Below are 24,071 nucleotides of genomic sequence, written 5' to 3'. Positions count from 1 at the left end.
CCGGTGGACCTCCCACCGGCGGCCGGTTCCACCCTGCTAGGCGTCGTCGCCCTGGCCCCTGCCCTGCCAGGTGCAGATGCACGCCTCGTTGCCCTCAGCGTCGGCCAGCACCCACCAGGACGGTGCGAACTGGTCGGTGACCAGCCGCCCGCCGGCCGCCAGCGCTGCTGCCAGACGCTCCTCCGCGACGTCGTGCGGCACCGTGATGTCGAGGTGGAAGCGCCCGCGCTCGGTGCGGGGCTCGTCCATCTGCTGGAACCACAGTGCGGCGTGGCGGGCGGCAGGGTCGGCGAGGGAAGCCGCCTCGCCCCCCTCGGAGTCGGGCTCGTACCCGAGCACCGCGCGCCAGAACGGTGCCACCTCCTCGGCGACCATCACGTCCAGGCCGATCTCCAGGGCGCTGAGCTGTTCCGGGGTCGCCCTCAGGCCGAGCTCGGCGGCGATCTGGGAGATCGCGACGGCCAGCCTGCGGTCCCTGCTGGTCAGCCGCCCGACGTCGTGGGAGACCGTGGTCACGGTGACGTGGCCGTAGCGCAGGTCGAGGTCGGGATGGTGGTCCAGCTCGTCCGCCCGGGCCGCGACCCGTGAGGCGAACTCGGCGCCGGCGGCGAACCCGCCTTCCCCGGTGCCGAACCGTGCGTGCAGCCGTCCGAGAAGCACCCTCCAGTCGGTCAGCTCGGGGTCGTGGCTCAGCTCGTGCTCGGTGGTCATGATCGGTTCCCGTCCGTCTCCCGGTCCATGCGGTCACTGTGCCAGAGCGGCGGCCCAGATCGCCGCCGATGACACTGCCAGTCTGGTATACGAGACAGGGCCCACCGCATACCCCCTGGCGCGGTGGCCACGGCTCGCGGTCTGATGAGACCGAAGACCCCTGACCGTCGTCGAAGGAGACACCATGGAAGGCGCCCGCCCCGTCCGCGCGGCCCGCGGCACCACCCTCACCGCCCGCTCGTGGGCCACCGAGGCCCCGCTGCGGATGCTGATGAACAACCTGGACCCCGAGGTCGCCGAGCGGCCGGACGATCTGGTCGTCTACGGCGGCACCGGCCGGGCAGCGCGCGACTGGCCCTCGTTCGAGGCGATGGTGCGCACGCTGACCGACCTGCGCGAGGACGAGACCATGCTGGTCCAGTCCGGCCGCCCGGTGGGCGTCCTGCAGACCCACGAGTGGGCACCGCGGGTGCTCATCGCCAACTCCAACCTGGTGCCCGACTGGGCCAACTGGCCGGAGTTCCGCCGCCTGGAGCACCTGGGGCTGACCATGTACGGCCAGATGACGGCCGGCTCGTGGATCTACATCGGCACCCAGGGGATCCTGCAGGGCACCTACGAGACCTTCGCCGCGGTCGCCGCCAAGACGTTCGGCGGCACGCTGGCCGGAACCCTGACCCTGACCGGCGGCTGCGGCGGCATGGGCGGGGCGCAGCCGCTGGCCGTCACCCTCAACGGCGGGACCTGCCTCATCGTCGACGTCGACGAGGCACGGCTGCGGCGCCGGGTGCGGAGCCGCTACCTGGACGAGGTCGCCGACGGCCTCGACGCCGCGGTCGAGCGGGTCCTGCAGGCCAAGGCCGACCGGGAGGCCGTCTCGGTCGGTGTCGTGGGCAACGCCGCCGAGGTCTTCCCCGAGCTGCTGCGGCGGGGTGTCGACATCGACGTGGTCACCGACCAGACGTCGGCGCACGACCCGCTGTCCTACCTGCCGGTCGGCATCGACCTCGCCGACTGGGCCGAGTATGCCGAGAAGAAGCCTGAGGAGTTCACCGACCGCGCCCAGGAGTCCATGGCGCGGCACGTGCAGGCGATGGTGGAGTTCCAGGACGCGGGCGCGGAGGTCTTCGACTACGGGAACAGCATCCGCGACGAGGCCCGGCAGGGTGGCTACGACCGCGCCTTCGAGTTCCCCGGCTTCGTCCCGGCCTACATCCGTCCGCTCTTCTGCGAGGGCAAGGGCCCGTTCCGCTGGGCCGCGCTCTCCGGGGACGAGAAGGACATCTACGCCACCGACCAGGCGGTGATGGACCTCTTCCCCGACAACGACCACCTGCAGAAGTGGCTGCGCGGAGCGCGCGAGAAGGTCGCCTTCGAGGGCCTGCCCGCCCGCATCTGCTGGCTCGGGTATGGCGAGCGGGACAAGGCGGGCCTGCGCTTCAACGAGATGGTCGCCTCGGGTGAGGTGTCCGCGCCCCTGGTCATCGGCCGCGACCACCTGGACGCCGGGTCGGTCGCCAGCCCGTACAGGGAGACCGAGGGGATGGCCGACGGCTCCGACGCGATCGCCGACTGGCCCCTCCTCAACGCCCTGGTCAACACGGCGTCCGGCGCGTCATGGGTGTCGCTGCACCACGGCGGCGGTGTCGGCATCGGCCGTTCCCTGCACGCCGGGCAGGTCTCGCTCGCCGACGGCACGGACCTGGCGCGGCAGAAGCTGGAGCGGGTGCTCACCAACGACCCTGGCGTGGGCGTGATCCGGCACGTCGACGCCGGCTACCCGGAGGCCGAGCAGGTCGCGCAGGAGCGGGGCGTGCGGGTCCCGATGCGGGAAGGCTCACCGCGATGAGCTCGACCGTGGCGCCGGAGGCTCCCGCGCTGCGGCGGGGTGCGATGTGGAAGTTCTGGGTCCTGTCGGCCATCGGCATCTTCATGTTCTTCGTGCCGGTCACCCTCGGCGAGCGCAGCACCATCCCCCTGGACCACATGGTCAGCTCTCTGCGCGACACCGTCCCGACGGCGCTGCCCTACTACGCGCTCGCCCTCATCGTGGCGGGTGCGGCATACCCCTGGGTCTCGGGCACCTGGCGACGCAACCGCACCACCACGGTGTTCTCGGTCTTCCGGGTGGTCGGCCTGGTCGTCGGGGTCATGCTCGTCCTCGAGGTCGGTCCGGCCTGGCTCTTCGAGCCCGACATGGGGCCCTTCCTGCTCAACTCCCTGGTCATCCCGGTGGGGCTGCTCGTCCCCATCGGTGCCGTCTTCCTGGCTCTGCTGGTCGGCTACGGCCTGATGGAGTGGGTGGGCGTCGTCGTGCGCCCCGTCACGGTGCCGATCTTCCGCACCCCCGGCCGGTCGGCCATCGACGCGGTCGCCAGCTTCGTCGGCTCGTACTCCCTGGCGCTGCTCATCACCAACCGGGTCTACCTGGAGGGCAAGTACAACCGACGGGAGGCGCTGACGATCGCCACCGGATTCTCGACGGTGTCGGCGACGTTCATGATCGTGGTCGCCAACGCCCTGGACCTGATGGGGCACTGGACGCTGTACTTCTGGTCGACCCTGGTCATCACCTTCCTGGTCACCGCGGTGACGGTCCGGATCTGGCCGCTGCGCAGCGAGCCGGACGAGTATGCGCCGGGCGTGACGCCTCAGCCCGAGGAGGAGCCTGAGGGTTCCCGCTTCGCGGCTGCCTGGCGGGCGGCCAAGGGCACCGTGGCAGCCGACCCGGGCGTGGGTCGCACCGTCCTGGCCAACTTCAGGGACGGGCTGCTCATGGCGATGGCCATCCTGCCCTCGATCCTGTCGGTCGGGCTCCTGGGTCTGGTCCTGGCGAAGTACACGCCGGTCTTCGACTGGCTGGGCTACCTCTTCTACCCGATCACGTGGGTGCTGCAGATCCCCGAGCCCCTGCTGGTGGCCAAGGCGGCGGCGCTGGGCATCTCGGAGATGTTCCTGCCGGCGGCACTGGTGACCGACTCGGTGATGTCGGTGAAGTTCGTCGTGGCGGTGGTCTGCGTCTCGCAGGTGATCTTCTTCTCGGCGATGGTGCCGAGCCTGCTCGGGACGCAGATCCCCATCTCCATCCCGAAACTGCTGGCGATCTGGTTCGTCCGGGTGGCGTTGAGCCTGGTCCTGACCATCCCGCTGGCGCTGTGGCTCTTCTAGCGCCTCCGGGCCGCCACCTAGAGTCGAGGCCATGAGCACCTCTTCCTTCGCCTGCATGTGGTCCGACCTGGAGTCCGTGGGTCGGGTCGCCAGCGGCGGCTACCGGCGGTTCGCCTGGACCGCCGAGGACCACACGCTGCGCGAGTGGTTCGCCAGCGAGTGCGCACGGCGCGGGCTCGACGTCACCGTGGACCGGGTCGGCAACCAGTGGGGCTGGTGGTGGGACGGCCCCGGCACCGTCGACGAGGCCGTCGCGGCCGGCCGCAAGGCGGTCGTCACCGGCTCGCACCTGGACTCCGTGCCCGACGGCGGCGCCTTCGACGGGCCGCTGGGCGTCGTCTCCGCACTCGCCGCGGTCGACTCGCTGCGAGCGGCCGGCATCACCCCGACGGTCCCGGTCGCCGTCACCAACTTCGTCGACGAGGAGGGAGCCCGCTTCGGCATCGCCTGCGCCGGCTCCCGCGTCCTCACCGGCCAGCTCGACCCCGCCACCGCGCTGGCCCTGACCGACGCGGACGGCACCACCTACGCCGACGCCCTGCGCGCCGCAGGCCGCGACCCGGAGGCGTTCGGTCCCGACCAGGAGGCCCTGCGCCGGGTCGGCGCCTTCGTCGAGCTGCACGTGGAGCAGGGTCGCGCGCTGGTCGACCTCGACGCGCCGGTCGCGGTCGCCAGCGACATCTGGCCGCACGGGCGGTGGCGCTTCGACTTCCCCGGCGAGGCCAACCACGCCGGCACGACGCGGCTGGAGGACCGGCGCGACGCGATGCTCGGGTATGCCGACCTCGTCCTGGGCGCCCGGCAGGTCGCCACCCAACGGGGCTGCGTGGCCACGGTCGGCAAGGTGCACGTCACCCCCGGCGGCGTGAACGCCATACCCTCCCACGTCACCGGCTGGCTCGACGCCCGCGGCGCCGACGAGGACCAGGTGGTGGACATGGTCGACGACCTCACCGCCCGCGCGCAGGAGACGGGCGCCACGGTGACCCGCGAGAGCTGGACCCCCACCACCCGTTTCGACCAGGGGCTGAGCGACCGGTTGCGGCGGGTGCTCGACCGCGACGCCGGGGTCTCCGCCCCGGTCCTGGGCACCGGCGCCGGCCACGACGCGGGCATCCTCGCCACCGCCGGCGTCCCCAGCGCCATGCTCTTCGTGCGCAACCCCACGGGCGTCTCGCACAGCCCCGCGGAGCACGCGGAACGCGACGACTGCCTCGCCGGAGTGGCCGCCCTGGCCGACTGCCTGGCCGACCTCGCCGCCGGCCCGTCTCGCGGGGAGGAGGCACCGTGACCGCCACCCGCGTCCTGGTGACCGGGATGTCCGGCACCGGCAAGTCGACCGTCCTGGCCGAGCTGGGGCACCGGGGCTGGCACGCCGTCGACGCCGACGCCGACGGGCTCGTCGACGAGCACCCCGACCGGACCGAGCTGCGGCTCCCCGAGCTCGAGGCGATCCTGGCCCAGCCGCTGCCCGACCGGGCGATGGTCGTCGCGGCCACCGGCGGGGGGCAGGAGCGCCTCTACCCGCTCGTCGACCACGTGGTCCTGCTCACCGCGTCGTGGAAGGAGCTGCGGCAGCGCATCGCGACCCGCACGGACAACCGCTTCGGCCAGGACCCCAGCGAGCTGGAGCGGATCCGCGCCGACCGCGAGGCCTACGAGCCGCTGCTCCGGCAGGGCGCCGACCTCGTCATCGACACGTCCGCGGCACCGCTCGAGGATGTCGTCGACCGGATCGACGCACTGGCCACCATCCGCGGAGGCGACCGATGACCACGGCCTTCCACGCCGCATACGCACACCTGCCGGGCGGGCTGGCCCGCGACGTCCGGCTGGCCGTGGACAAGGGCCGGTTCACCAGCGTGCAGACCGGTCAGGAGGCCCGCCCGGGCGACCACCGGCTGCCCGGGGTCGTGCTGCCGGGGCTGGCCAACGCGCACAGCCACGCCTTCCACCGCGCCCTGCGCGGGCGCACCCATCACGGAGGGGGCACCTTCTGGACCTGGCGGGAGGGGATGTATGCCGTGGCGGCGCAGCTGGACCCGCTCAGCTACCTCACCCTGGCCCGCGCGGCCTACGCCGAGATGGCCCTGGCCGGGGTCACCGCGGTCGGCGAGTTCCACTACCTGCACCACGGGCCGGACGGGGCCCGCTACATGGATCCCAACATGATGGGGCAGGCGCTGGTCCAGGCCGCCGCGGACGCCGGCATCCGGCTGACCCTGCTGGACACCTGCTACCTCACCGGCGGTCTCGGGCCGGACGGCTACACCACGCTGGAGGGCACCCAGCTGCGGTTCGGCGACGGCGACGCCGAGACGTGGGCGCTGCGCGTGGACGACCTCCGCGACCACCTCGAGGGCGGCCCGGAGCACCTGCGGGTGGGCGGGGCCATCCACTCGGTGCGCGCCGTCCCCCGCGACCAGCTCGGCATCGTCGCGGACGCGGTCCGGGCCCGTCCCCGACCGCTGACCCGGTTCGGCGCGGGTGACGCCTACACCGGGCCGATCCCGCTGGTCCCGCCGCAGGGCGTCAACCGCTCCGACACACCGCTGCACATCCACCTGTCGGAGCAGCCGGCCGAGAACGAGGCCTGCCTCGCCGCCCACGGCCGCACGCCCGCCGCGCTGCTCGAGGACGAGGGCGTGCTGGGGCCGGACCTGTCGGCCGTCCACGCCACCCACCTCACCGACGACGACATCTCCCTGCTCGGAGGCCACCGGGCGTGGGCCTGCTTCTGCCCGACGACCGAGCGCGACCTGGCCGACGGCATCGGCCCGGCGGTGGCGCTGCGGGACGCCGGGGCACGGCTCTCGCTGGGCTCGGACCAGCACGCCGTGGTGGACCTCATCGAGGAGGCGCGGGCACTGGAGATGCACGAGCGGCTGTCGACGCTGCAGCGTGGGCGGATCGCCCCGGCCGACCTGCTGGCCGCCGCCACCGCGCACGAGAGCATCGGGTGGCCGGACGCGGGACGGCTCGAGGTCGGCGCCCGCGCGGACCTGGTCGCCGTCCGGGACGACACCGTGCGCACGGCCGGGGTCGACCCGGAGCAGATCCTGCTGGCCGCGACCGCGTCCGACGTCGACACCGTCATCGTCGACGGCAAGGTCGTGGTCCTGGACGGGCGGCACCGCCTCGGCGACGTGGGCCGCCTGCTGCACCACGCCATCACCCCGTTGTGGAAGGGAGTCTGACCATGAGCATGCTCATCACCGGCATCAGCGAGCTCGTCACCGGCGACGAAGGGATGGACGGCGCGGTCAGCGCCGTCCAGGACTCGCTGCACGCCGGGCTCGGCGTGGTGCGGGACGCTGCGATCGTCATCGGCGGCGGGGGCGAGGACAGCGCGCCGACGGTGGAGTGGGTCGGCCCGGCGGCTCAGGCCCCCGCTGCGGACTGGGCCATCGACCTCGAGGGGCGCAGCGTCGTCCCGGGCTTCGTCGACAGCCACAGCCACCTGGTCTTCGCCGGGGACCGGTCGGCCGAGTTCGCCTCGCGCATGTCGGGCACGCCCTACGACGGTGGTGGCATCGCCGTGACGGTCGAGGCCACCCGCGCCGCCAGCGACGCAGAGCTGCGCACCCTCCTGCAGCGCCGCGTGCGCGAGATGCGGGCCCAGGGCACCACCACCGTCGAGGTCAAGAGCGGCTACGGCCTCACCGTCGAGGACGAGGTGCGCGCGCTGCGGCTGGCCAGGGAGGTCACCGACGAGGTGACCTACCTCGGTGCCCACGTCGTGCCCCCGGACCGGCGCGACGAGGCCGGGCGGGCGGCATACCTGGACCTGGTGTGCGGGGAGATGCTCCAGGCGTGCGCCCCGCACGCGCGGTGGGTCGACGTCTTCTGCGAGCCGGCAAGCCCGCACGCGTTCGACGGCGAGGAGTCGCGCCGCGTGCTCGAGGCGGGCCGCGACGCCGGCCTGGAGCTGCGGGTGCACGGCAACCAGCTCAGCGAGGGCCCCGGGGTGCAGCTGGCGGTCGAGCTCGGCGCCGCCAGCGTCGACCACTGCACCTTCCTCACCGACGCCGACGTCGACGCGCTGGCCGGCAGCGACACCGTCGCCACTCTGCTGCCCGGCGTGGAGTTCTCCACCCGGCAGCCCTACCCGGACGCCCGGCGCCTGCTCGACGCCGGTGTCCAGGTCGCCATCGCCTCCGACTGCAACCCCGGCACCTGCTACTCGTCCTCGATGCCCCTGATGATCGCCCTGGCGGTGCGGGAGATGGGGATGACGCCCGCCGAGGCCCTGCGCGCCGCCACCGCAGGCGGAGCACAGGCCTTGCGGCGCAACGACATCGGGCGCATCGCGGTCGGCCTCCGCGCGGACTTCGCCGTGGTCGACGCCCCGAGCTGGCTGCACATCCCCTACCGGGTCGGCGTCCCGATCGTGCGGGCGCTGGAGGTCTGAGAGTGGCCGCCGTGCGCGGCGCAGCGGGCCACGGCGTGGCTGTGCGGCACCGAGCTCAGCCGGTCGCGTCCTCGGCCCGGTCCATGGCGGCGTAGATCCGCTTGGCCGAGACGGGACCCGCGGTGCCCAGCCGCTGGGCGAAGAGCGAGACGCGCAGCTCCTGCAGCGACCAGACGATGTCGAGGACGTCGGGGTCCTGGCGGCGGTGCGGGGGCAGCTTGTCGAGGAAGGCGGCCAGCTCCTCCTCGACGACGCGCACCTCCCCCATCCGCTGGCGGTCGCGAGGCAGGTCCTGGACGCCCTTGTCGAGCCGCTCGCTCATCGCCCGCAACCAGACCACCATCCGCGGGAGGCGGGCGTGCCCGACCTCGGCGACGAAACCGGGGCGCACCAGCGTGTCCAGCTGGCGGCGCAGGTCGACGGCCATGTCGGCGGCCGCCGGAGCGTCCAGGCGCTGCAGCCGCAGGGAGACCTCCCGCGCGGTGTCCAGGATCGGCACCAGCGACTCGACGATCTGCAGCACCCTCGGCACGCTCTGCTGCCGCACCCCGACGAGCGCCGCCTCGAACTGGGCCGGGGTCCGCACGGTCCCGTGCGGCTGCTCGGCGACCACCGAGTCGACGGCGGCCGCGAGCGCGTCCTCGAGCAGCGCGGGCACCGAGCCGTGCGGGTTGTGCCCCAGGGAGAGCTTCTGCTGGTTGGTCAGCAGGGCCAGCAGCCGTTTCCAGGGTGGCTGGGTGCCGAGCAGCAGGAGCCGGCGCACACCGCGTCGGGTCTCCCGGTCCGCCTCCGAGCGGGTGGCGAGCACCCGGACGTCCACGGCGTCCCCGGTGTCGACGAGGGCCGGGAAGCCCTGCACCGCACGGGGACCGACCTGACGGCTGAAGGTCTCCGGGAGCGGGTCGAGGTCGGCCGGCCAGGACGTCAGGCCGCTGCGCTCGACACCGCTCGCGGCGGCCGCCATGGTCGTGCGCACCTGTCCGGCCAGCTCCGCCTGCAGCGCGGCCAGGTCCTTGCCCTCCCCCAGCACCTCGACCCGCCCGCGGGCGCGACGGCCACCCGAGCCCGCCGGCCGCACCGCCCGCTCCACCCGGAAGGTCATCTTCAGGTGGTCCGGCACCCGGTCCCAGTCGAAGTCGACAGGATGCACCCGCACCAGGCCCCGCCGGGTCAGCTCCTCCGCCAGCGCCTCCCGGACGGGCAGCGCACCGACCGAGCCGCGTTCCTCCATACCGCTCAAGGCCGCGCGGGCATGGTCGGGAGCCGGGACGAAGTTGCGCCGGATCTCCTTGGGCAGCGACTTGACCAGGGCGGTGACCAGGTCCTCGTGCATCCCGGGGACCAGCCAGTCGAAGCCGTCCTCGCTGACCTGGTTGAGCACCTCCACCGGGAGGTGGACGGTCACGCCGTCGGCATCCGCACCGGGCTCGAACTGGTAGGTGAGCGGGAAGGTGAGCTCCCCCTGCGTCCACTGCGTGGGGAAGGCGTCGGCGCTGACCGCCTCGGCACCCTCCCCGATCAGCAGCTCCTCGGTGAAGGTCAGCAGGTGCGGGTCCTGGCGGCGCGCCTGCTTCCACCAGGTGTCGAAGTGGGTGCCGGAGACCACCTCGGCGGGGATCCGCTCGTCGTAGAAGGCGTAGAGCGTCTCGTCGTCGGCGAGGATGCCCCGCCGGCGCGCCCGTGCCTCCAGCTGCGCCAGCTCCGTGACCAGCTTGCGGTTGGCGTGGAAGAACTCGTGCCGGGTGTCCCAGTCCTCCTCCACCAGGGCGGTGCGGATGAACAGCTCTCGTGCGGTCTCCGGGTCGATCCGCCCCAGCGGGACCGGGCGCCCCGCCACCAGGGGTATGCCGTACAGCGTCACCCGCTCCTCCGCCACCGCCGAGCCGCTGGAGCGCGACCAGCGGGGCTCGCTGTAGGAGCGTTTGACCAGGTGGGCCCCGGCCTCCTCCACCCAGGCGGGGTCGACCACGGCGTTGGTGCGGGCCCACAGCCGGGTCGTCTCGACCAGCTCGGCCGCCATCACCCAGTCGGGGTTGCGCCGGTGCAGCACCGACCCCGGCTGCAGGACGAAGCGGGCGTTGCGGGCGCCGAGGTAGGCGCGGTTCTCGCGCTCCCACATCCCCACGTGCGACAGCAGGCCGGCCAGCAGCGAGCGGTGCACCTGGTCGTCCTTGGCCGGGTGCTCGTTGACCTGCAGCCCCAGTGACCTGGCCGCCTGGCGCAGCTGCGTGTGCAGGTCCTGCCACTCCCGGACCCGCAGGTAGTGCAGGAACTCGGCCTTGCAGAGTCTCCGGAAGGCGCTGCCCGACAGCTCCTTCTGCTGGCGCTGAAGGTAGCGCCAGAGGTTGAGCAGGACCAGGAAGTCGGAGTCCAGCAGGTCGGACGCCGCCTGCTTCGGCCCCTGCCCTCCCGCACCCTGCACGCGGACCGGTTCCTTGCCCGCCCCACGCCGGTCCTGCCCCGCGTCCCTGTCGGCGCCCGGTCGCCCGGCCTCGCCCCGCGGCACGCCGCCCGGGCGGCGGAAGCGGGCGTGGGCCTGGTCGGCCTGCTGCTGCTTGTCCGCAGGGCGTTCGCGCACGTCCTGGATGGACAGCGCCGAGACGATGACCAGCACCTCCTTCAGCGCCCCCTGCCGCTCGGCCTCCACGAGCATGCGGGCCAGGCGGGGGTCGACCGGCAGGCCGACGATCGCCCGGCCGTAGGGCGTGATCCGCTTGCGCGGCAGGTGCGCCGGGGCCGTCGGGTCGATCGCCTGCAGCTCGGTGAGCAGACGGACGCCGTCGGTGATCTGGCGCGCGTCGGGCGGCTCCAGGAAGGGGAACTTCTCGATCTCGCCCAAACCCAGGCTGGTCATCTGCAGGATGACGCTGGCCAGGTTGGTGCGGAGGATCTCCGGGTCGGTGAACTCCGGGCGGCTCTCGAAGTCCTCCTGGCTGTAGAGCCGGATCGCGATGCCGTCGGCCAGGCGGCCGGCGCGGCCGGCGCGCTGGTTGGCCGAGGCCTGGCTGATCGGCTCGATCGGCAGCCGCTGCACCTTGAGGCGCTGGCTGTAGCGGCTGATCCGCGCGGTGCCGGTGTCCACGACATACCTGATCCCGGGGATGGTGAGCGAGGTCTCGGCCACGTTGGTGGACACCACGATCCGCCGGCCGGTGTGCCGGGAGAAGACGCGGTGCTGCTCGGCGGCGGAGAGCCGGCCGTAGAGGGGCAGGATCTCCGTCCGCGGCAGCTGCAGGCCCTCAAGGGCGTCCACGACGTCGCGGATCTCCCGCTCGCCGGAGCAGAAGACCAGGACGTCCTCGCCCTTGCCGTCCCGGCCCGTGTCCTCGGTCCACAGCTCCTCGACGGCTTCGACCACCCCGGTGACCTGGTCGATCTCGACCTGCACCGGCGCCGCGTCCGCACCGCCACGGGTGGGGGCGACCTCGCGCACCAGCGGGCGGTAGCGCACCTCGACCGGGTAGGTCCGGCCGGTCACCTCGATGATCGGGGCGGGGCGGCCCTCGGCGTCGGCGAAGTGCTGGGCGAAGCGCTCGACGTCGATGGTCGCCGAGGTGATGACGACCTTGAGGTCAGGCCGCTGGGGCAGCAGCTGCTTGAGGTAGCCGAGGATGAAGTCCACGTTGAGGCTGCGCTCGTGCGCCTCGTCGATGATCAGGGTGTCGTAGCGGCGCAGCAGGCGATCCCGCTGGAGCTCGGACAGCAGGATGCCGTCGGTCATCACCTTCAGCAGCGTCTCCTGGCGGGACTGGTCGGTGAACCGGACCTGGTACCCGACCGTGGTGCCCAGCTCGACGCCCAGCTCCTCGCTGACCCGCTCCGCGACCGAGCGTGCGGCGATCCGGCGGGGCTGGGTATGGCCGATCATCCCCTCGACCCCGCGGCCCAGCTCCAGGCAGATCTTGGGCAGCTGGGTGGTCTTGCCGGACCCGGTCTCGCCGGCGACGATCACGACCTGGTGGTCGCGGATCGCCCGCTTCAGGTCGTCCTTGCGCTCGCTGACCGGCAGGTCCGGCGGGTAGTGCAGCTGCTCGGGTGCGGGCAGTGCGGCGCGCCGGGCCTCCACCTGTGCCGCCCGTGGTGCGCCCCGGTCCCCCTGTCCACGCTGGCCGCGCCTCTTTCGCGGGTCCCGCTCGTCCTGTCGGCTGTCTCCTCGTCGCTGGTCGCGTGCGTCGCGTCGGCTCGGCCGGTCGTTGCCGCCCTGCTCGATCGGAGGGTCGCCCTGCTGCTCCGGAGGGGTATGCCGCGCGCGTCCGCCTCGTCCTCGCCGGGGCGCACGACGCCGCGACGGGGAGGTGGGTTCGGGCTCGGGCACGCCTTCCAGCCTAAGCGTCCACGCAACCGGGATTCGCGCCTGCAGGCACTCCCCCCTTCCCGTCGTCAGGCAGCGCGGGTCTGTCGGGCCCGGGTGGCAAGGTTCGGACAGGGACGGGCCAGGAGGGGAACGTCATACCGGAGGGGAAGACATGAAAGGGAAACACAGGTGGCCGAAGCAGGACCCGCACGAGTGCGGCCAGCAGGAGGGCCTCGCTCCACGCGCTGCGCGGGAGGCCAGCGACGCACTCGGCCAGCTCGTGCGCGAGACATGGGCGCGCGGCTGGCAGCCGGCCGACCTGCACCGCGCCCTCGGCCGGGACAAGGACCCGGTGGGAAGGCAGGTGTTGGGTGACGTGCTGGCGATGGAGGTGGCGCGGCACGCGCCGTCCACGGTCGACGACAGGTGGCACGCCCAGCTGGCCGAGATGTCGGCCCGGGTCTGGTGGGATCCGAGCAGCGATCCGCTGACTGCCCGTGCCGCGCAGGCCAAGGACGGGTGGCGCGGCGTGCTCCAGGCGGTGCGGTTGCTGGAGCTGAGCCTGCGCCTGCTGCCGCCGCTGGAGCTGCTCGGTCCGCTTCCTGGCGAGGCCACGTCGCGCAGCAAGACGGGCGTCGACCTGGACCAGCGACTGCTGACCAAGGTCCGGATGATGCTGGCCAAGGCGGAGTCGACGCCCTACGAGGAGGAGGCGGAGGCGTTCACCGCAGCGGCTCAGAAGCTCATGGCCAGGCACAGCATCGACCGGGCGATGCTCGACGAGTCCGAGCGGGCGCTTCGGCGGACAGGCGGGCCCTCGGCCGTGCGGCTCGGGATCGACCGGCCCTACGAGAGCGCGAAGTTCGCCCTGCTCGCTGCCGTCGCCCGGGCCAACCGGTGCCGGGCGGTCTGGCACCAGGGGATGGGCTTCGCCACGGTCGTCGGTTTCCCGGTCGACCTGCGCGCCGTCGAGCTGCTCAACACCTCCTTGCTGGTGCAGGCCACTGCCGCCATGCGCGCACAGGGCTCGCGCATCGGCTGGGCCGGCGAGTCCCGGACCCGGTCCTTCCGGCGGTCCTTCCTCACCGGTTTCGCCCATCGGATCGGGGAGCGGCTCACGGCGGCGACCTCTGAGGAGACGGCTGAGGTGGCCGGCGAGCTCGATGCGCAGGTCGAGGCTGGAGCAGGCTGTGCGAACCGACCCCGGACGGGCCGCGACAGGGGCAACGTGCCTGGGACCGAGCTGGCTCGGGTGCTGGCCGTGCGCGAGGAGTCGGTGGAGGACGCCGTGGCCGACCGCTTTCCCCGCCTGCAGTCGCTGCGGTCCCGGGCCGGGATCGACCCCGAGGGCTGGCACTCCGGGCGAGCGGCAGCCGAACGCGCTCAGCTGGGGGTGCAGGACAGGTTGGCCTGACGGGTGACCTGGCGAGCACGACCGGTGTCCGGTCGCGGATCCCCTGGGCGCCGGGTGGCACCAGGGTCAGGGTATGCCGTGCCCGCCTGGACGGCCGGGCGCTCCTCGGTCGGACCGGTCCGTCCTGCATCGCCAAGCACTCAGGAAGACGCGGCGCTCAGCTGGACGCGGCGGTCAACCGGACGCGTCGCCCAGGGGCGAGCCGGCCACCTCGAAACGGTGGCCGCCCATCTGGCCCGTCAGCAACGGCCTGGCTCGCTGGATTGCCTCCTGCACCGCCGGCAAGGCGAGGGACCCGGCGTGCGCGTCGGCGCTCTTCCAGCGCTCGATCACCACGACGGTGTCTGGGTCGTCGGAGCTGATGCCGACGTCGTACTGCAGACAGCCATGCGCACCGAGGTCCGCCGAGGGTTCCGTGAGGATGGCGACAAGGTCCTCGGCACGCCCGGGGTGGGCTTGGAGGGTGCCGACGTTGGCGAAGGTCATAGGCCGCAGTGTGCCAGTCCTTGGTACGCGGCGGGGTGATGCAGAACCACCGCAACACGCCGAAAAACGCTCGAACAAGCATTGCATCCGGGTCGTTCGGCCGTTAGAATGTGTGTACGAGCACCAAGGTAGGTGCTCCGACGGACACCGGGGGGTGTGTGCAGGTGAGAGGGCGACAGCAGGACCAGGCGGGGTCGTGGGTCGAGGAGATCGCGTCGTGGCGGGAGTCGCTGTCTGGTGCCAGCGTGGAGGGGTTGAGCGATGAGGACCGGTTGGCTGTGCTGCGGGAGCTGGAGCTGCTCACCCGGGCTGCGGCCGGGGTCGGTGCTGGTCTGCAGGTCGCGTTCTACACCTCGCAGGTCGCTGCGCAGATCGCTGACGGCGTCGCCCCCTCACGCGCCGGGAAAGCGGTGCCGGATGACCTGGCCCAGGCCCGGCTGACCTCTCCCTACTGGGGGTCACGGGAGCTGACCAGCGCCAAGGCCCTGGTGCAGGAGATGCCGCGCACGCTGGGTGCGTTGCGTACCGGGGTGATCACCGCGCTGCAGGCCCGGGTCATCACCGAGGCCACCACCTGCGTCGACGTGGCCGACCGTGCCGAGATCGATGAGCGGCTGGCGCCCCAGCTGGCCGGGGCGTCCACGCGCGAGATCGGGGCCCTGGCGCGCGCGCTGGTGTATGAGGTGGACCCGGCCGGTTTCGTGGCCCGCGCCCGCAAGGCGGCCGCGGACCGCGGGGTGTCGATCCGTCCCTGCCCGGACGTCATGGCCCTGCTCAGCGCTCGCCTGCCCGCACCGCAGGCCATCGCCTGCTACCAGTCCCTGCGCACCGCGGCCGAGGCCATGAAGGCCTCCGGCGACCCTCGCACCCTGAGCCAGCTGATGGCCGACGTGCTCTTCGAACGCCTCACCGGCCGCACCGTCGTCGACGGCATCGACGTCGAGGTCGGCCTGGTCATCACCGACGAAGCCCTCTTCGCCGGCACCTCCGACACGGCCCTCCTGCTCGGCTACGGACCGATCCCGGCCCAGACCGCCCGAGACCTGCTCAACCCCACCACCGACACCAACGCCAACGACGACCAGGCTGCCCCCACCGACGCCGCCGAGGACGACGAGGCAGCCCCCAGCGGTGCCGCAGAGGACGAGCAAGCTGCCGTCCCTGCCGGCTACTGCCCCGAGGGTCCCCGGTGCACCAGCTTCTCCTGCACGCTGAACCACGGCCACCCCGCAGCCAGCGGACACCCCGCACCCCCAGACCTCGGCTCACTGACCCGCGGGACCCCACCCGCCGAGCCAGGCGACACGACCTCCACCAGCCCGCACGAACCTCGACCTCCCGCCTCAGGGGAGAAGTCTGCCCACCTGCACTCGCCGGCCCAGCTGGCCCAGCCGGCGCCGCCAGCCCAGCTGGCCCAGCCGGCACCGCCCGACTCGCCGACCCCGCCAGCCGGGCTGCCATCGGCGGCCGGACACGCGGCGACCGTGTGGGTACGACGGCTGTACACAGACCCCGTGACCGGTGTCCTCACCGACCGCGACAGCCGCAAGCGACTCTTCACCGGCTCCCTGCGCGCCTTCCTCATCTCCCGCGACCAGACCTGCCGCAACACCTGGTGCGGAGCACCCGTGCGGCACATCGACCACGCCCAGCGCCACGCCGACCACGGCCCCACCGACGCAGACAACGGCCGCGGCCTGTGCGCCCGCTGCAACCTCGCCCGAGAACGCCCCCGACAGCTCGACACCCCACCGGCGACCTACCGCCCGCCGCCCCCGTTGCTCCCCTGCCTACCCCGGCCCAGAGCACAGCAGCGCTCCTGGGACAGCAGCTTGACCGTAGGCGACAAGGAACCGGGACTGTCCAGGAGCCTGGGCTGACTGACGCGGCACTGCGCGATACCCCTGCCTCTGCGTCATGGTGGCAGCGACCGCCAGCCGAGCAGGTCGTGCACCACGACCCCCGCGAAGTCACGTTCGCCCCTCAGCAACTCCCCGATCCCGGCCACGACGAGCTCCATCTCACACCTGGAGTGGCCGGCGAACGAAGTGCCGGGATCACCTGACGGCAAGGTGTCGACCGCGAGCCGGTACCGACGTCCGAGCCGGGTGAGCGAGCGGCGGGCCTGCGTGGAGACGGCGAGAACGTCCTGGACCGTGTCCCGGTAGGACATCAGCGTGACGGCGTCAGCGCTGGCCACGACCTCCGCAAAGCCGGCAGGGTGGGTGTGAGCCAGATGTGGCGCCAGGTCGACGTCGACCGACAGGCCGGTCGTCGCGCTCACCAGCGCTGCAGCCTGGGCGAGGCCAGCCAGGAGAGCTGCCCCTGACGCGGGCCAGTTCGGCAGCGTCCACGGCTCGATGTCGAGATGCATGTCGTCGAAGAGGCCTCCAGCGGTCGCTCGCACGGACCATTCCCGAGCCAGCTGCGGCTGCTTGGCCCACTCGCCGCTGCCGCCCAGGGCACTGACGCGCAGCCCCGCGCGGCGCATGGCGGCGACCGTCTCCACGACCCGCTGGTCAGGGCCGCGCCAGGGGACGCTGACGAAGACCTCACGGGCACCCCTGGCGCCGGCGAACCCGGCCAGCATCTCGGCGTTCCCCGGCTCCCGGTCGTCGAGCCACACCCACGCCGCGTCCATGACCGACCGTATCGCCGCACCGTCCTCGCCGGGCTGATCTCGCCGGGCTGATCTCGCCGAGCCGTTCTCGCCGAACACGACGAACATCGGAACGCCGAGCGCCAGCTCGCCGCGACCGGCACGACTGGCATACGGTCCAAGGGACATGAACGCCGACCCCGCCCGAGCCCGCCACCGAGCCCTGACCGTGCCGGTGTCCCTGCTGGACCGCTCACGCACCCGCGAAGGCGAAGCAGCCGCTACTGGCCTGCGGAACACCGTCGCCCGGGCGCGCCGGGCGGAACGTCTCGGCTTCCACAGGTTCTGGGTGGCGGAGCACCACGCCGTACCGGGTATCGCCAGCGGTAGCCCGCCGGTGCTCATGGCCCAGATCGCCGCCGAGACGTCGCAGATCAGGGTGGGCTCGGGCGGGGTCATGCTGCCCAACCACAGCCCGATGGTGGTGGCCGAGCAGGCTCGGATGCTGCAGGCCCTGCACCCGGGACGGATCGACCTTGGAGTCGGACGTTCCCTGGGGTTCACCGCACCCGTACGGCGCGCCCTGGGGGTCGAACGCTATGGACCCGAGCGCTTCGCGGAGGACCTGACCGCCCTGGTCGACTACCTGCACGACGAGGGTCCCGTCACCGCGATGCCGCGCGGCGTGGCGGCTCCACCGGTCCTGGTGCTGGTCACCCGCTCCGGGCTCGCCGTGGCCGCCAGGCTCGGGCTGCCTGTCGTGGTCGGCGGCCCCGTCCTGCACGGTGATCTCGCGCCGCTGGAGGACTACCGACGGAGCTTCCGACCGCGCCCGGGTCGCTCCGAGCCCGAGATCGTCATCAGCCTCGACGTGATGATCGCCGACACCGCCGACCAGGCACGCGACCTGCTCCTGCCGGAGGCGTGGGCGATGGCCGAGTCCCGCGCGACGGGCGCCTTCCCACCATTGCGGCCCGACCCACCCGAGCGGCTCACTCCCAAGCAGCAGTCGGTCATCGAGCAGCAGCTGCAGATGGCCGTCCACGGGACTCCCGAGCAGGTCCTCGCCGAGCTCAACGCCCTGGTGGAGCGCACCGGCGCGTCGGAGGTGCTGGCCTCCACGTCGACCTACGACCTCGACGCCCTCGCCGCGGCCGATGCTGCTCTGGCTGCACTGGCCCCCGGCCGGTAGGGATGCGAGTGACTGCCTGGGCGGGCTACGTGGGCGCGACTGCCCGGGTGGTCCTGCGTCGTCCTACCAGCAGATCCGGCGGCGTAGCCACGGTCCGACGGGGCTAGCCACGGTCCGACGAGCCGGCGAGGGCATCCTCCTCACGCGTGCTGGACGTCGATCACGATTCGGGCCGGGTTGCTCAACGGGAAGATCCGGTATGGCGTGCGGTCCACGACCGTGACAAAAACCTGCTGCTGCCCCTCGAAAAGGATCCCGAAGACCACCTCGACGACGTTCTTGGTGTTCCCCGGGCCACCGAGGTCGCTGCCGTCGGTGCGGTCAGGGTGTGGGTTGGTCCAGTCGATCCCCTCGACCGGGACCGAGAGCACCGCGTTGCCGGCGAAGTCGATCGGGTGCCCGCTGCCGGCCTCGTAGGGCGCCTCCTGGTACAGACCGAACCAACCGAGCACGACCTCGTCCCCGGTCAGGTCGAGCAGGTCCCGTCGTCGGTCTCGTCGTCCATGTCGTCTGTGCCACCGTCAATACCCGCATCACCGTCGGCATCCGCATCGTCAGCCGGGTCTGCGCCGCCCGCCTCCGGTCCGGCTGATGACGACTCTGGGTCCGAGCCCGGCTCCGCCGAGTCGCGGTCGCACCCCGTCAGCACGAGCGCGGCGACCATGGTTGCTGCGGCTGCGCGTCGCATCTCTCCACGGTAGCGAGGAGGCCTCGCCCTCGCAGGTCCTCAGCCGGGCGTGCAGGCAAGGATCAGGCAGCGGTGTCCGGACCGCCCACGTGCGGCGCCAGCTCCGGGGCGATGGGTAAGGGGCTGACGCCGGTCGAGGTGGCCAGGTAGGTGCCCCAGAGGGTGAGTCCGTGGTCACGGCATACCTCCAGGGCGACCTGGTGCAGTGCCCGGTCCTCATCCGAGAGCCCGCCCCACGGCCGGGCGATGGCGAGCACGAGCCCGTCGATCCCGGGGAGATTGGGGAGCTGGTCCAGCACGAGGTCGAGCAGGTGCACGATGTCCGGGCAGCCCAGGGTGGAGACCAGGACCGGCTGGGCGAGGCGGCCGTCGGCCCGGCAGAGCAGCAGGCCGAGGGCGCCGTCGCGCCGGTCGGTGTCGCCCACCACCAGATCCACCAGGTCGGCGGCCAGGACGGGGTCGGCCACGGAGCGCTGCGGCCAGTCGGCGGGGAGGTCCTCGAAGCTCATCCCCCGACCCTGCCCGGGGCGCCGGCCTGAGCGCAGAAGTTGTCCACAGCCCCGACCAGCCATACCCACCCGGCCTGCCCGCACCTAGAGCAGCAGCTGCGACAACCCGTGGATCAGCAGCCCGACCAGGGCGCCAACGACGGTGCCGTTGATCCGGATGAACTGCAGGTCCCGTCCGACGTGCAGCTCGATCTTCTCCGACGCCTCCCGCGCGTCCCAGCGCTCGATGGTGGAGGAGATGACCGAGGTGATCTCCGGGCCGTAGCGCTCGACGAGCGCCACCACCGTGTCGGCCGTCCACTGGTCCAGCTTGCCCCGCAGGCCCGCGTCGGCAACGACACGGGCGCCCAGGTCGCCCAGCGCCGTCACCATCCGGAGGCGCAGCGGGCTCGCGGGGTCCTCCAGCGCCTCGAGCACCGAGTTGCGCAGCGTCTCCGCCAGCCGGATGCCGGTGGTGGCCACCTGCGGGTGCTCGAGCAGCCGCTCCTTGAGGCTCTCGAAGCGGGCCTGCGTCCGCGGGTCGTGCTGCAGGTCCCGACCCAGCTCGGAGAGGTAGGAGTCGACGGCCTGGCGGACGTTGTGCTGCGGGTCGTCCTTGATGTCGCGGGCCCAGCGCAGCACCTCCTGGTAGACCCGCCGGGTGACCTGGTCGTTCACCCAGGACGGCGCCCACGACGGAGCGCGCGAGCGCACGATCGCCTCGACCTCGTCCTGGTGCAGCGCCAGCCAGGCGTGCAGCTCGCGCGCGGCGAGGTCGACCAGACCGTGGTGGGAACCGTCCTCGATGACCCGCTCCAGCAGGTGCCCGGCGAGCGGCGACAGCGGCTCGCGGCGCACCCGCGGCAGCAGCACGTCCTCGATGAGCGTGCGCAGCTCGCGCTCGTCGACCCGTTCCAGCCCGCGCCGCAGGAAGGGGACCGCCTCGGACACCACCCGCTCTGCGTGCTCAGGCTCGGCCAGCCACTCACCCAGCCGCAGCACCACCTGCGCGTCGGTGAACTTCTCCCGCAGCACCGCGGGCGTCAGGAAGTTCTCCCGCACGAACTGCTCCAGGCTGGCCCCGAGGTCGTTCTTGCGCCTCGGCACCAGCGCGGTGTGCGGGATCGGTATGCCGAGCGGGTGCCGGAACAGCGCCGTCACCGCGAACCAGTCCGCGATCGCGCCGATCATGCCCGCCTCGGCCGCCGCGTTGACGTAGTCCCAGCCCGGTCCGCGGTCGTAGGTCAGCACGTAGATCACGGCCATCAGCACCAGCAGCCCGGTCGCGACGACGCGCATCCGGCGCAGGCCCTGGCGCCGGGTCTCGTCGCCGATCCTGGTGAAGCTGCGCTCCGGGGAGATGGTCATGCTGCTCCTGAGGTATGCCGTGATGGCGGCTCGTGGCCCGCCCGGTGCGGGCGACCCGCCCCACACCGTATGCCGTCGATCTTGGTGTCAGCGAGCAGCGGGCACGCCTGGGGCGCGGTCAGCCGGTCCACTCGCCGGTGCGCCAGGCGCGCTCCAGGACCGAGGTGTAGGGCCCCAGGTCCCACCCCTGGGCGGCCACCCAGCCCGCGTCGCCGTAGGTGTCCGCGTAGCGACCACCTCCGTCGCAGAGCAGGGTGACGATCGAGCCGCTGCGCCCCTGCTGCCGCATCTCGCAGGCCAGGCGCAGCACGGCATACATGGCCGTGCCGGTGGAAGGTCCGCAGGACAACCCGGCCTCCTGCCCCAGGAACAGCATGGCCGCCACCGACGCGGCGTCCGGCACGCCGATCATCCGGTCGACGACCTCGGGGATGAAGCTGGGCTCGACCCGCGGCCGGCCGATGCCCTCGATCCGGGAGCCGACGGGCGGGTCGGTCGCGGCCTGACCACAGTAGGCCGGGAGGAACGCCGAGCCCTCGGGGTCGACCACGCAGAGCCGGGTGGCATGTCCGTGCAGGCGGGCGTAGCGGCCGAGGGTGGCCGAGGTCCCGCCGGTGCCCGCGCCCACCACGACCCACTCCGGCACGGGGTGCCGCTCCAGGGCCATCTGGGAGAAGGTCGACTCGGCGATGTTGTTGTTGCCGCGCCAGTCGGTGGCCCGCTCGGCGTAGGTGAACTGGTCCATGTAGTAGCCGCCGCACTCAGCTGCGAGCTGGCGGGAGACGTCATAGACGGCCGAGGCGTCGTCGACCAGGTGGCAGAGGCCGCCCTCCCGCTCGATGAGGGCGATCTTCTCCGGGCTGGTGTCGCGGTGCATGACGGCGACGAAGGGCAGACCGAGCATGCGCGCGAAGTAGGCCTCGGAGACGGCGGTCGAGCCGGAGCTGGCCTCGATGACCGTCGTCCCTTCGCGCAGGTAGCCGTTGCAGAGGGCGTAGAGGAACAGCGAGCGCGCCAGCCGGTGCTTCAGGCTCCCCGTCGGATGGGTCGACTCGTCCTTGAGGTAGAGGTCCACGTCCCAGCCGGGCGGCAGGCTGACGCTGACCAGGTGGGTGTCGGCGCTGCGGTTGGCGTCGGCCTGCAGGCGGCGGACGGCCTCGTCTACCCACGCCCGGTCGACCGGTCGGGCCGGGCTGCGGTCGACGACCGGGACGACACCGCCCGGTCGTGGGACTCGCTCGTCCGTGCTCGGTCCGGTCCCGTTCACGGGCCGCGCGGTGTGCTCCACGCCGACACCGTAGCCGTCGGGCCGGAGCTAGGGTGCGGGTATGCCCGGGCGGGACCACGACGCCGACCACATCGCCGACCACGACGCCGACCTCAGCTTCTCCGCCGAGGTGGTCGAGTGGCGGGGCCCGGCACCCTTCTACTTCGTCGTCGCGCCGCCGGAGGAGGGCGAGTGGCTGACGGACATCATGCACGAGGTCACCTACGGCTGGGGGATGATCCCGGTCGCTGGACGCGTGGGCCGCACGGACTTCACCACCTCGCTGTGGCCGCGGAAGGGCACCTGGTGGGTGCCGCTGAAGGACGCGGTGCGTCGAGCCGAGGGCATCGAGCTCGGCGACGTCATCGAGGTGGAGCTCTCCCTCCGTCCCGCGTCGCGCCCTCAGCGCTGAGAGCCGAAGAGCTCCAGCAGCGCGCGGAAGCCGTCACCTGCGGTCAGGGGCACCCTGTCGTCGCGCAGCACGTCCACCACTCCTTGCTCACCCAGGCGCCACTGCTTGACGGCCCTGCCTTCGAACAACCCCGTGAGCACTATTGCGTCGACCGAGCCGGGCCGGACTGTCCCGGGCAGGTCGAGGGTCAGGTCGTGACCGGGCCGCACCTGGACCTGCTCGGCCGGGAGCAGCACCGGGCGGGTCAGGACGGTCGGCTCCCCGCGCTTGGCCGCCAGCACCAGCCGGTCGGCCGGCCGCCAGTGCGCGCGCGGCCCGTCCTGGGGTGCCCCTCGCAGGACCACGGCGGCCAGCTGGATCGCGTGCTTCGAGGGGTTGCGCACCGTCAGGCCTGCCCGGTCGGCATCGCCAATGACCGTCCCGGCGCCGGTCCTGGCCCCGGTCCCGGTCTCGGTCCAGCGCACCCCGCGCACGTCTTTCCAGAAGGCGTCCTGGCTCAGGACCTCCCACACGTCACGCCACCTCAGCTCCTTCGTCGACGAACCGCCCGGTGGGCAGGCCCAGCAGTATGCCGTAGCGACTCGCTACCCCGCTCCTGCCGACAGGTCGAGGAGCGTGTCGATGTCGGCGAGGACGACGGTCCGCCCGCCGGGCTGGTCGATCACCCCGGTCTCCGTGAGCCGTCGCAGCTGGCGGCTGAGCGACTCCGGGGTGGTGTCGAGCAGGGAGGCGATGTCCTTCTTGGCCAGCGGCAGCGTGACCTGCAGGCGCCCGTCGACGTGCTCGCCCGGTAGACCGAGCAGGTAGCCGGCGACCCTGGCCGCCACGTCCCCCGACACGGCTGCGGCCAACCGCTGCTCGGTCTCCTCCAGGCGGCGGCTGACGGCCTGGAGCATCCGCATACCCACCCCGGGGTGATCCTCGATCAGCCGCCCCAGGTCCGCGTGCCGGAAGACGCACATGCTGCCGTCCTCGAGGGCCGAGGCGAAGTGGTCCGGGCGCGCACCGGTGACGAAGGCCGACTCCCCCACGAAGTCGCCGGGCCCCAGGACACGCACGATCTGCTCGTGGCCGTCGGCGGAGATCCGCGAGATCTTCACCTGGCCGGTGTGCACGACCATGAGCTGGGCCTCGCGCGACCCGGGGGCGTAGATCTGGTCCCCCTTCGTCACCGTGACCGGGCGGGCCACCGAGGCGACGTCGAGCTGGTCCTCGTGGGACAGCGGCGCGAACAGCGGCACCCGGGCCACGCACAGCTCGTCCGGGCCGACCGAACTCGTCCGCGCCCGTTTTATCTGGGTATGCAGCATGGTCACCTCCTCGGCCCCACTATCGCAGGGGCGGTCAGCGCCCCGCCCACTGCTGCGGGCATGCACGCTCTCGTCGCTCTCGGCGTGCACGGCTGCAGCACTCGGGGCATTGTTCCCACCGAACAGAGGCGGGCAACAGCGCGGCAGGACCGCCGGATCCGCGCAGGGAGGCTGCCCCCCATGTGGGAGGCTGGAACCTGGGTCACAATAGGCCCGTCAGAGACGTCGCGCGGGCTTGCACAGGGGCCCCGGCGCACCCGCGA

At 72.6% G+C, this 24,071-nt stretch carries 21 protein-coding genes; 10 read left to right on the top strand and 11 right to left on the bottom strand.

What is annotated here, in order from left to right:
• Positions 1-36: 36 nt before the first annotated feature.
• Positions 37-711, bottom strand: a complete 675-nt coding sequence (locus ESZ52_RS06130; protein ID WP_131104149.1) for a VOC family protein — start codon at positions 709-711, stop codon at positions 37-39.
• A gap of 184 nt (positions 712-895) precedes the next feature.
• Between ESZ52_RS06130 and hutU the strand changes: the two genes are divergently transcribed.
• Genes hutU through hutI form a run of 6 tightly spaced genes read left to right on the top strand, consistent with a single transcriptional unit; the run spans position 896 to position 8,290 of the window.
• On the top strand, positions 896-2,560 hold the full coding sequence (gene hutU / locus ESZ52_RS06125; protein WP_131104148.1) for a urocanate hydratase: 1,665 nt from the start codon (positions 896-898) through the stop codon (positions 2,558-2,560).
• Positions 2,557-3,879, top strand: a complete 1,323-nt coding sequence (locus ESZ52_RS06120; protein WP_131104147.1) for a YjiH family protein — start codon at positions 2,557-2,559, stop codon at positions 3,877-3,879. The genes hutU and ESZ52_RS06120 overlap by 4 nt, the downstream gene beginning before the upstream one ends.
• A 31-nt stretch (positions 3,880-3,910) precedes the next feature.
• A complete protein-coding gene (locus ESZ52_RS06115) occupies positions 3,911-5,170 on the top strand; it encodes an allantoate amidohydrolase (protein ID WP_131104146.1) in 1,260 nt (419 codons plus the stop codon).
• Positions 5,167-5,652, top strand: a complete 486-nt coding sequence (locus ESZ52_RS06110) for a shikimate kinase (protein WP_131104145.1) — start codon at positions 5,167-5,169, stop codon at positions 5,650-5,652. The genes ESZ52_RS06115 and ESZ52_RS06110 overlap by 4 nt, the downstream gene beginning before the upstream one ends.
• Positions 5,649-7,076 (top strand): formimidoylglutamate deiminase, encoded by a 1,428-nt coding sequence (locus ESZ52_RS06105; RefSeq protein ID WP_131104144.1) that lies wholly within the window; start codon positions 5,649-5,651, stop codon positions 7,074-7,076. Before ESZ52_RS06110 ends, ESZ52_RS06105 begins: the two co-directional genes overlap by 4 nt.
• 2 nt (positions 7,077-7,078) lie before the next feature.
• Entirely contained in the window at positions 7,079-8,290 is a 1,212-nt protein-coding gene (gene hutI, locus ESZ52_RS06100; protein WP_131104143.1) for an imidazolonepropionase, read from the top strand.
• Between the two features lie 55 nt (positions 8,291-8,345).
• On the opposite strand, the gene hrpA is transcribed toward hutI, so the two are convergent.
• The gene (hrpA, locus tag ESZ52_RS06095) at positions 8,346-12,605 is read right to left on the bottom strand and encodes an ATP-dependent RNA helicase HrpA (RefSeq protein WP_425600036.1); all 4,260 of its coding nucleotides are present in this window, start codon (positions 12,603-12,605) and stop codon (positions 8,346-8,348) included.
• Positions 12,606-12,756: 151 nt separating this feature from the next.
• Here hrpA and ESZ52_RS06090 point away from each other — a divergent pair, with 151 nt between their 5' ends.
• On the top strand, positions 12,757-13,998 hold the full coding sequence (locus ESZ52_RS06090; RefSeq protein WP_131104142.1) for a DUF2786 domain-containing protein: 1,242 nt from the start codon (positions 12,757-12,759) through the stop codon (positions 13,996-13,998).
• Between the two features lie 174 nt (positions 13,999-14,172).
• Here ESZ52_RS06090 and ESZ52_RS06085 read toward each other — a convergent pair whose 3' ends face one another.
• Positions 14,173-14,484: a putative quinol monooxygenase gene (locus tag ESZ52_RS06085; protein ID WP_131104141.1), complete on the bottom strand. Its 312-nt coding sequence runs from the start codon at positions 14,482-14,484 to the stop codon at positions 14,173-14,175.
• Positions 14,485-14,648: 164 nt separating this feature from the next.
• On the opposite strand from ESZ52_RS06085, the gene ESZ52_RS06080 reads away from it, so the two are divergent.
• Positions 14,649-16,364, top strand: a complete 1,716-nt coding sequence (locus tag ESZ52_RS06080; protein WP_186364094.1) for an HNH endonuclease — start codon at positions 14,649-14,651, stop codon at positions 16,362-16,364.
• A gap of 35 nt (positions 16,365-16,399) precedes the next feature.
• Here ESZ52_RS06080 and ESZ52_RS06075 read toward each other — a convergent pair whose 3' ends face one another.
• Positions 16,400-17,272 carry a hypothetical protein gene (locus tag ESZ52_RS06075; RefSeq protein WP_131104139.1) on the bottom strand — a complete coding sequence of 291 codons (873 nt, stop codon included), beginning with the start codon at positions 17,270-17,272 and terminating at the stop codon, positions 16,400-16,402.
• Here ESZ52_RS06075 and ESZ52_RS06070 point away from each other — a divergent pair.
• Positions 17,271-18,275 (top strand): MsnO8 family LLM class oxidoreductase, encoded by a 1,005-nt coding sequence (locus ESZ52_RS06070; RefSeq protein WP_131104138.1) that lies wholly within the window; start codon positions 17,271-17,273, stop codon positions 18,273-18,275. The genes ESZ52_RS06075 and ESZ52_RS06070 overlap by 2 nt on opposite strands.
• A gap of 140 nt (positions 18,276-18,415) precedes the next feature.
• Here ESZ52_RS06070 and ESZ52_RS06065 read toward each other — a convergent pair whose 3' ends face one another.
• From ESZ52_RS06065 to ESZ52_RS06045, 5 genes are all read right to left on the bottom strand, one after another.
• A complete protein-coding gene (locus ESZ52_RS06065; RefSeq protein WP_131104137.1) occupies positions 18,416-18,727 on the bottom strand; it encodes an AMIN-like domain-containing (lipo)protein in 312 nt (103 codons plus the stop codon).
• Positions 18,728-18,741: 14 nt separating this feature from the next.
• Positions 18,742-18,963, bottom strand: coding sequence for a hypothetical protein (locus tag ESZ52_RS06060; RefSeq protein WP_131104136.1), 222 nt, complete (start codon positions 18,961-18,963; stop codon positions 18,742-18,744).
• Positions 18,964-19,025: 62 nt separating this feature from the next.
• Positions 19,026-19,472, bottom strand: coding sequence for a hypothetical protein (locus tag ESZ52_RS06055; RefSeq protein WP_131104135.1), 447 nt, complete (start codon positions 19,470-19,472; stop codon positions 19,026-19,028).
• Between the two features lie 84 nt (positions 19,473-19,556).
• On the bottom strand, positions 19,557-20,819 hold the full coding sequence (locus tag ESZ52_RS06050; protein WP_238154675.1) for a DUF445 domain-containing protein: 1,263 nt from the start codon (positions 20,817-20,819) through the stop codon (positions 19,557-19,559).
• Positions 20,820-20,937: 118 nt separating this feature from the next.
• On the bottom strand, positions 20,938-21,963 hold the full coding sequence (locus ESZ52_RS06045; protein WP_238154680.1) for a PLP-dependent cysteine synthase family protein: 1,026 nt from the start codon (positions 21,961-21,963) through the stop codon (positions 20,938-20,940).
• 184 nt (positions 21,964-22,147) lie between these two features.
• Here ESZ52_RS06045 and ESZ52_RS06040 point away from each other — a divergent pair, with 184 nt between their 5' ends.
• A complete protein-coding gene (locus ESZ52_RS06040; RefSeq protein WP_131104134.1) occupies positions 22,148-22,498 on the top strand; it encodes a DUF1905 domain-containing protein in 351 nt (116 codons plus the stop codon).
• Here the strand turns inward: ESZ52_RS06040 and ESZ52_RS19200 are convergent.
• Together ESZ52_RS19200 and ESZ52_RS06030 are read right to left on the bottom strand one after the other, a co-directional pair.
• Complete coding sequence (locus ESZ52_RS19200) at positions 22,489-23,010, bottom strand: hypothetical protein (RefSeq protein WP_181010063.1); 522 nt, start codon at positions 23,008-23,010, stop codon at positions 22,489-22,491. The two genes, ESZ52_RS06040 and ESZ52_RS19200, sit on opposite strands and share 10 nt — an antisense overlap.
• Before the next feature lie 72 nt (positions 23,011-23,082).
• Positions 23,083-23,808, bottom strand: coding sequence for a Crp/Fnr family transcriptional regulator (locus ESZ52_RS06030; RefSeq protein WP_131104133.1), 726 nt, complete (start codon positions 23,806-23,808; stop codon positions 23,083-23,085).
• Between the last annotated feature and the right edge of the window lie 263 nt (positions 23,809-24,071).

It is taken from the genome of Ornithinimicrobium sufpigmenti (assembly GCF_004322775.1).
Lineage (GTDB): Bacteria > Actinomycetota > Actinomycetes > Actinomycetales > Dermatophilaceae > Ornithinicoccus > Ornithinicoccus sufpigmenti.
Note: the sequence above shows the minus strand (reverse complement) of the source record. Positions and strands in the feature narration are given on the sequence as shown.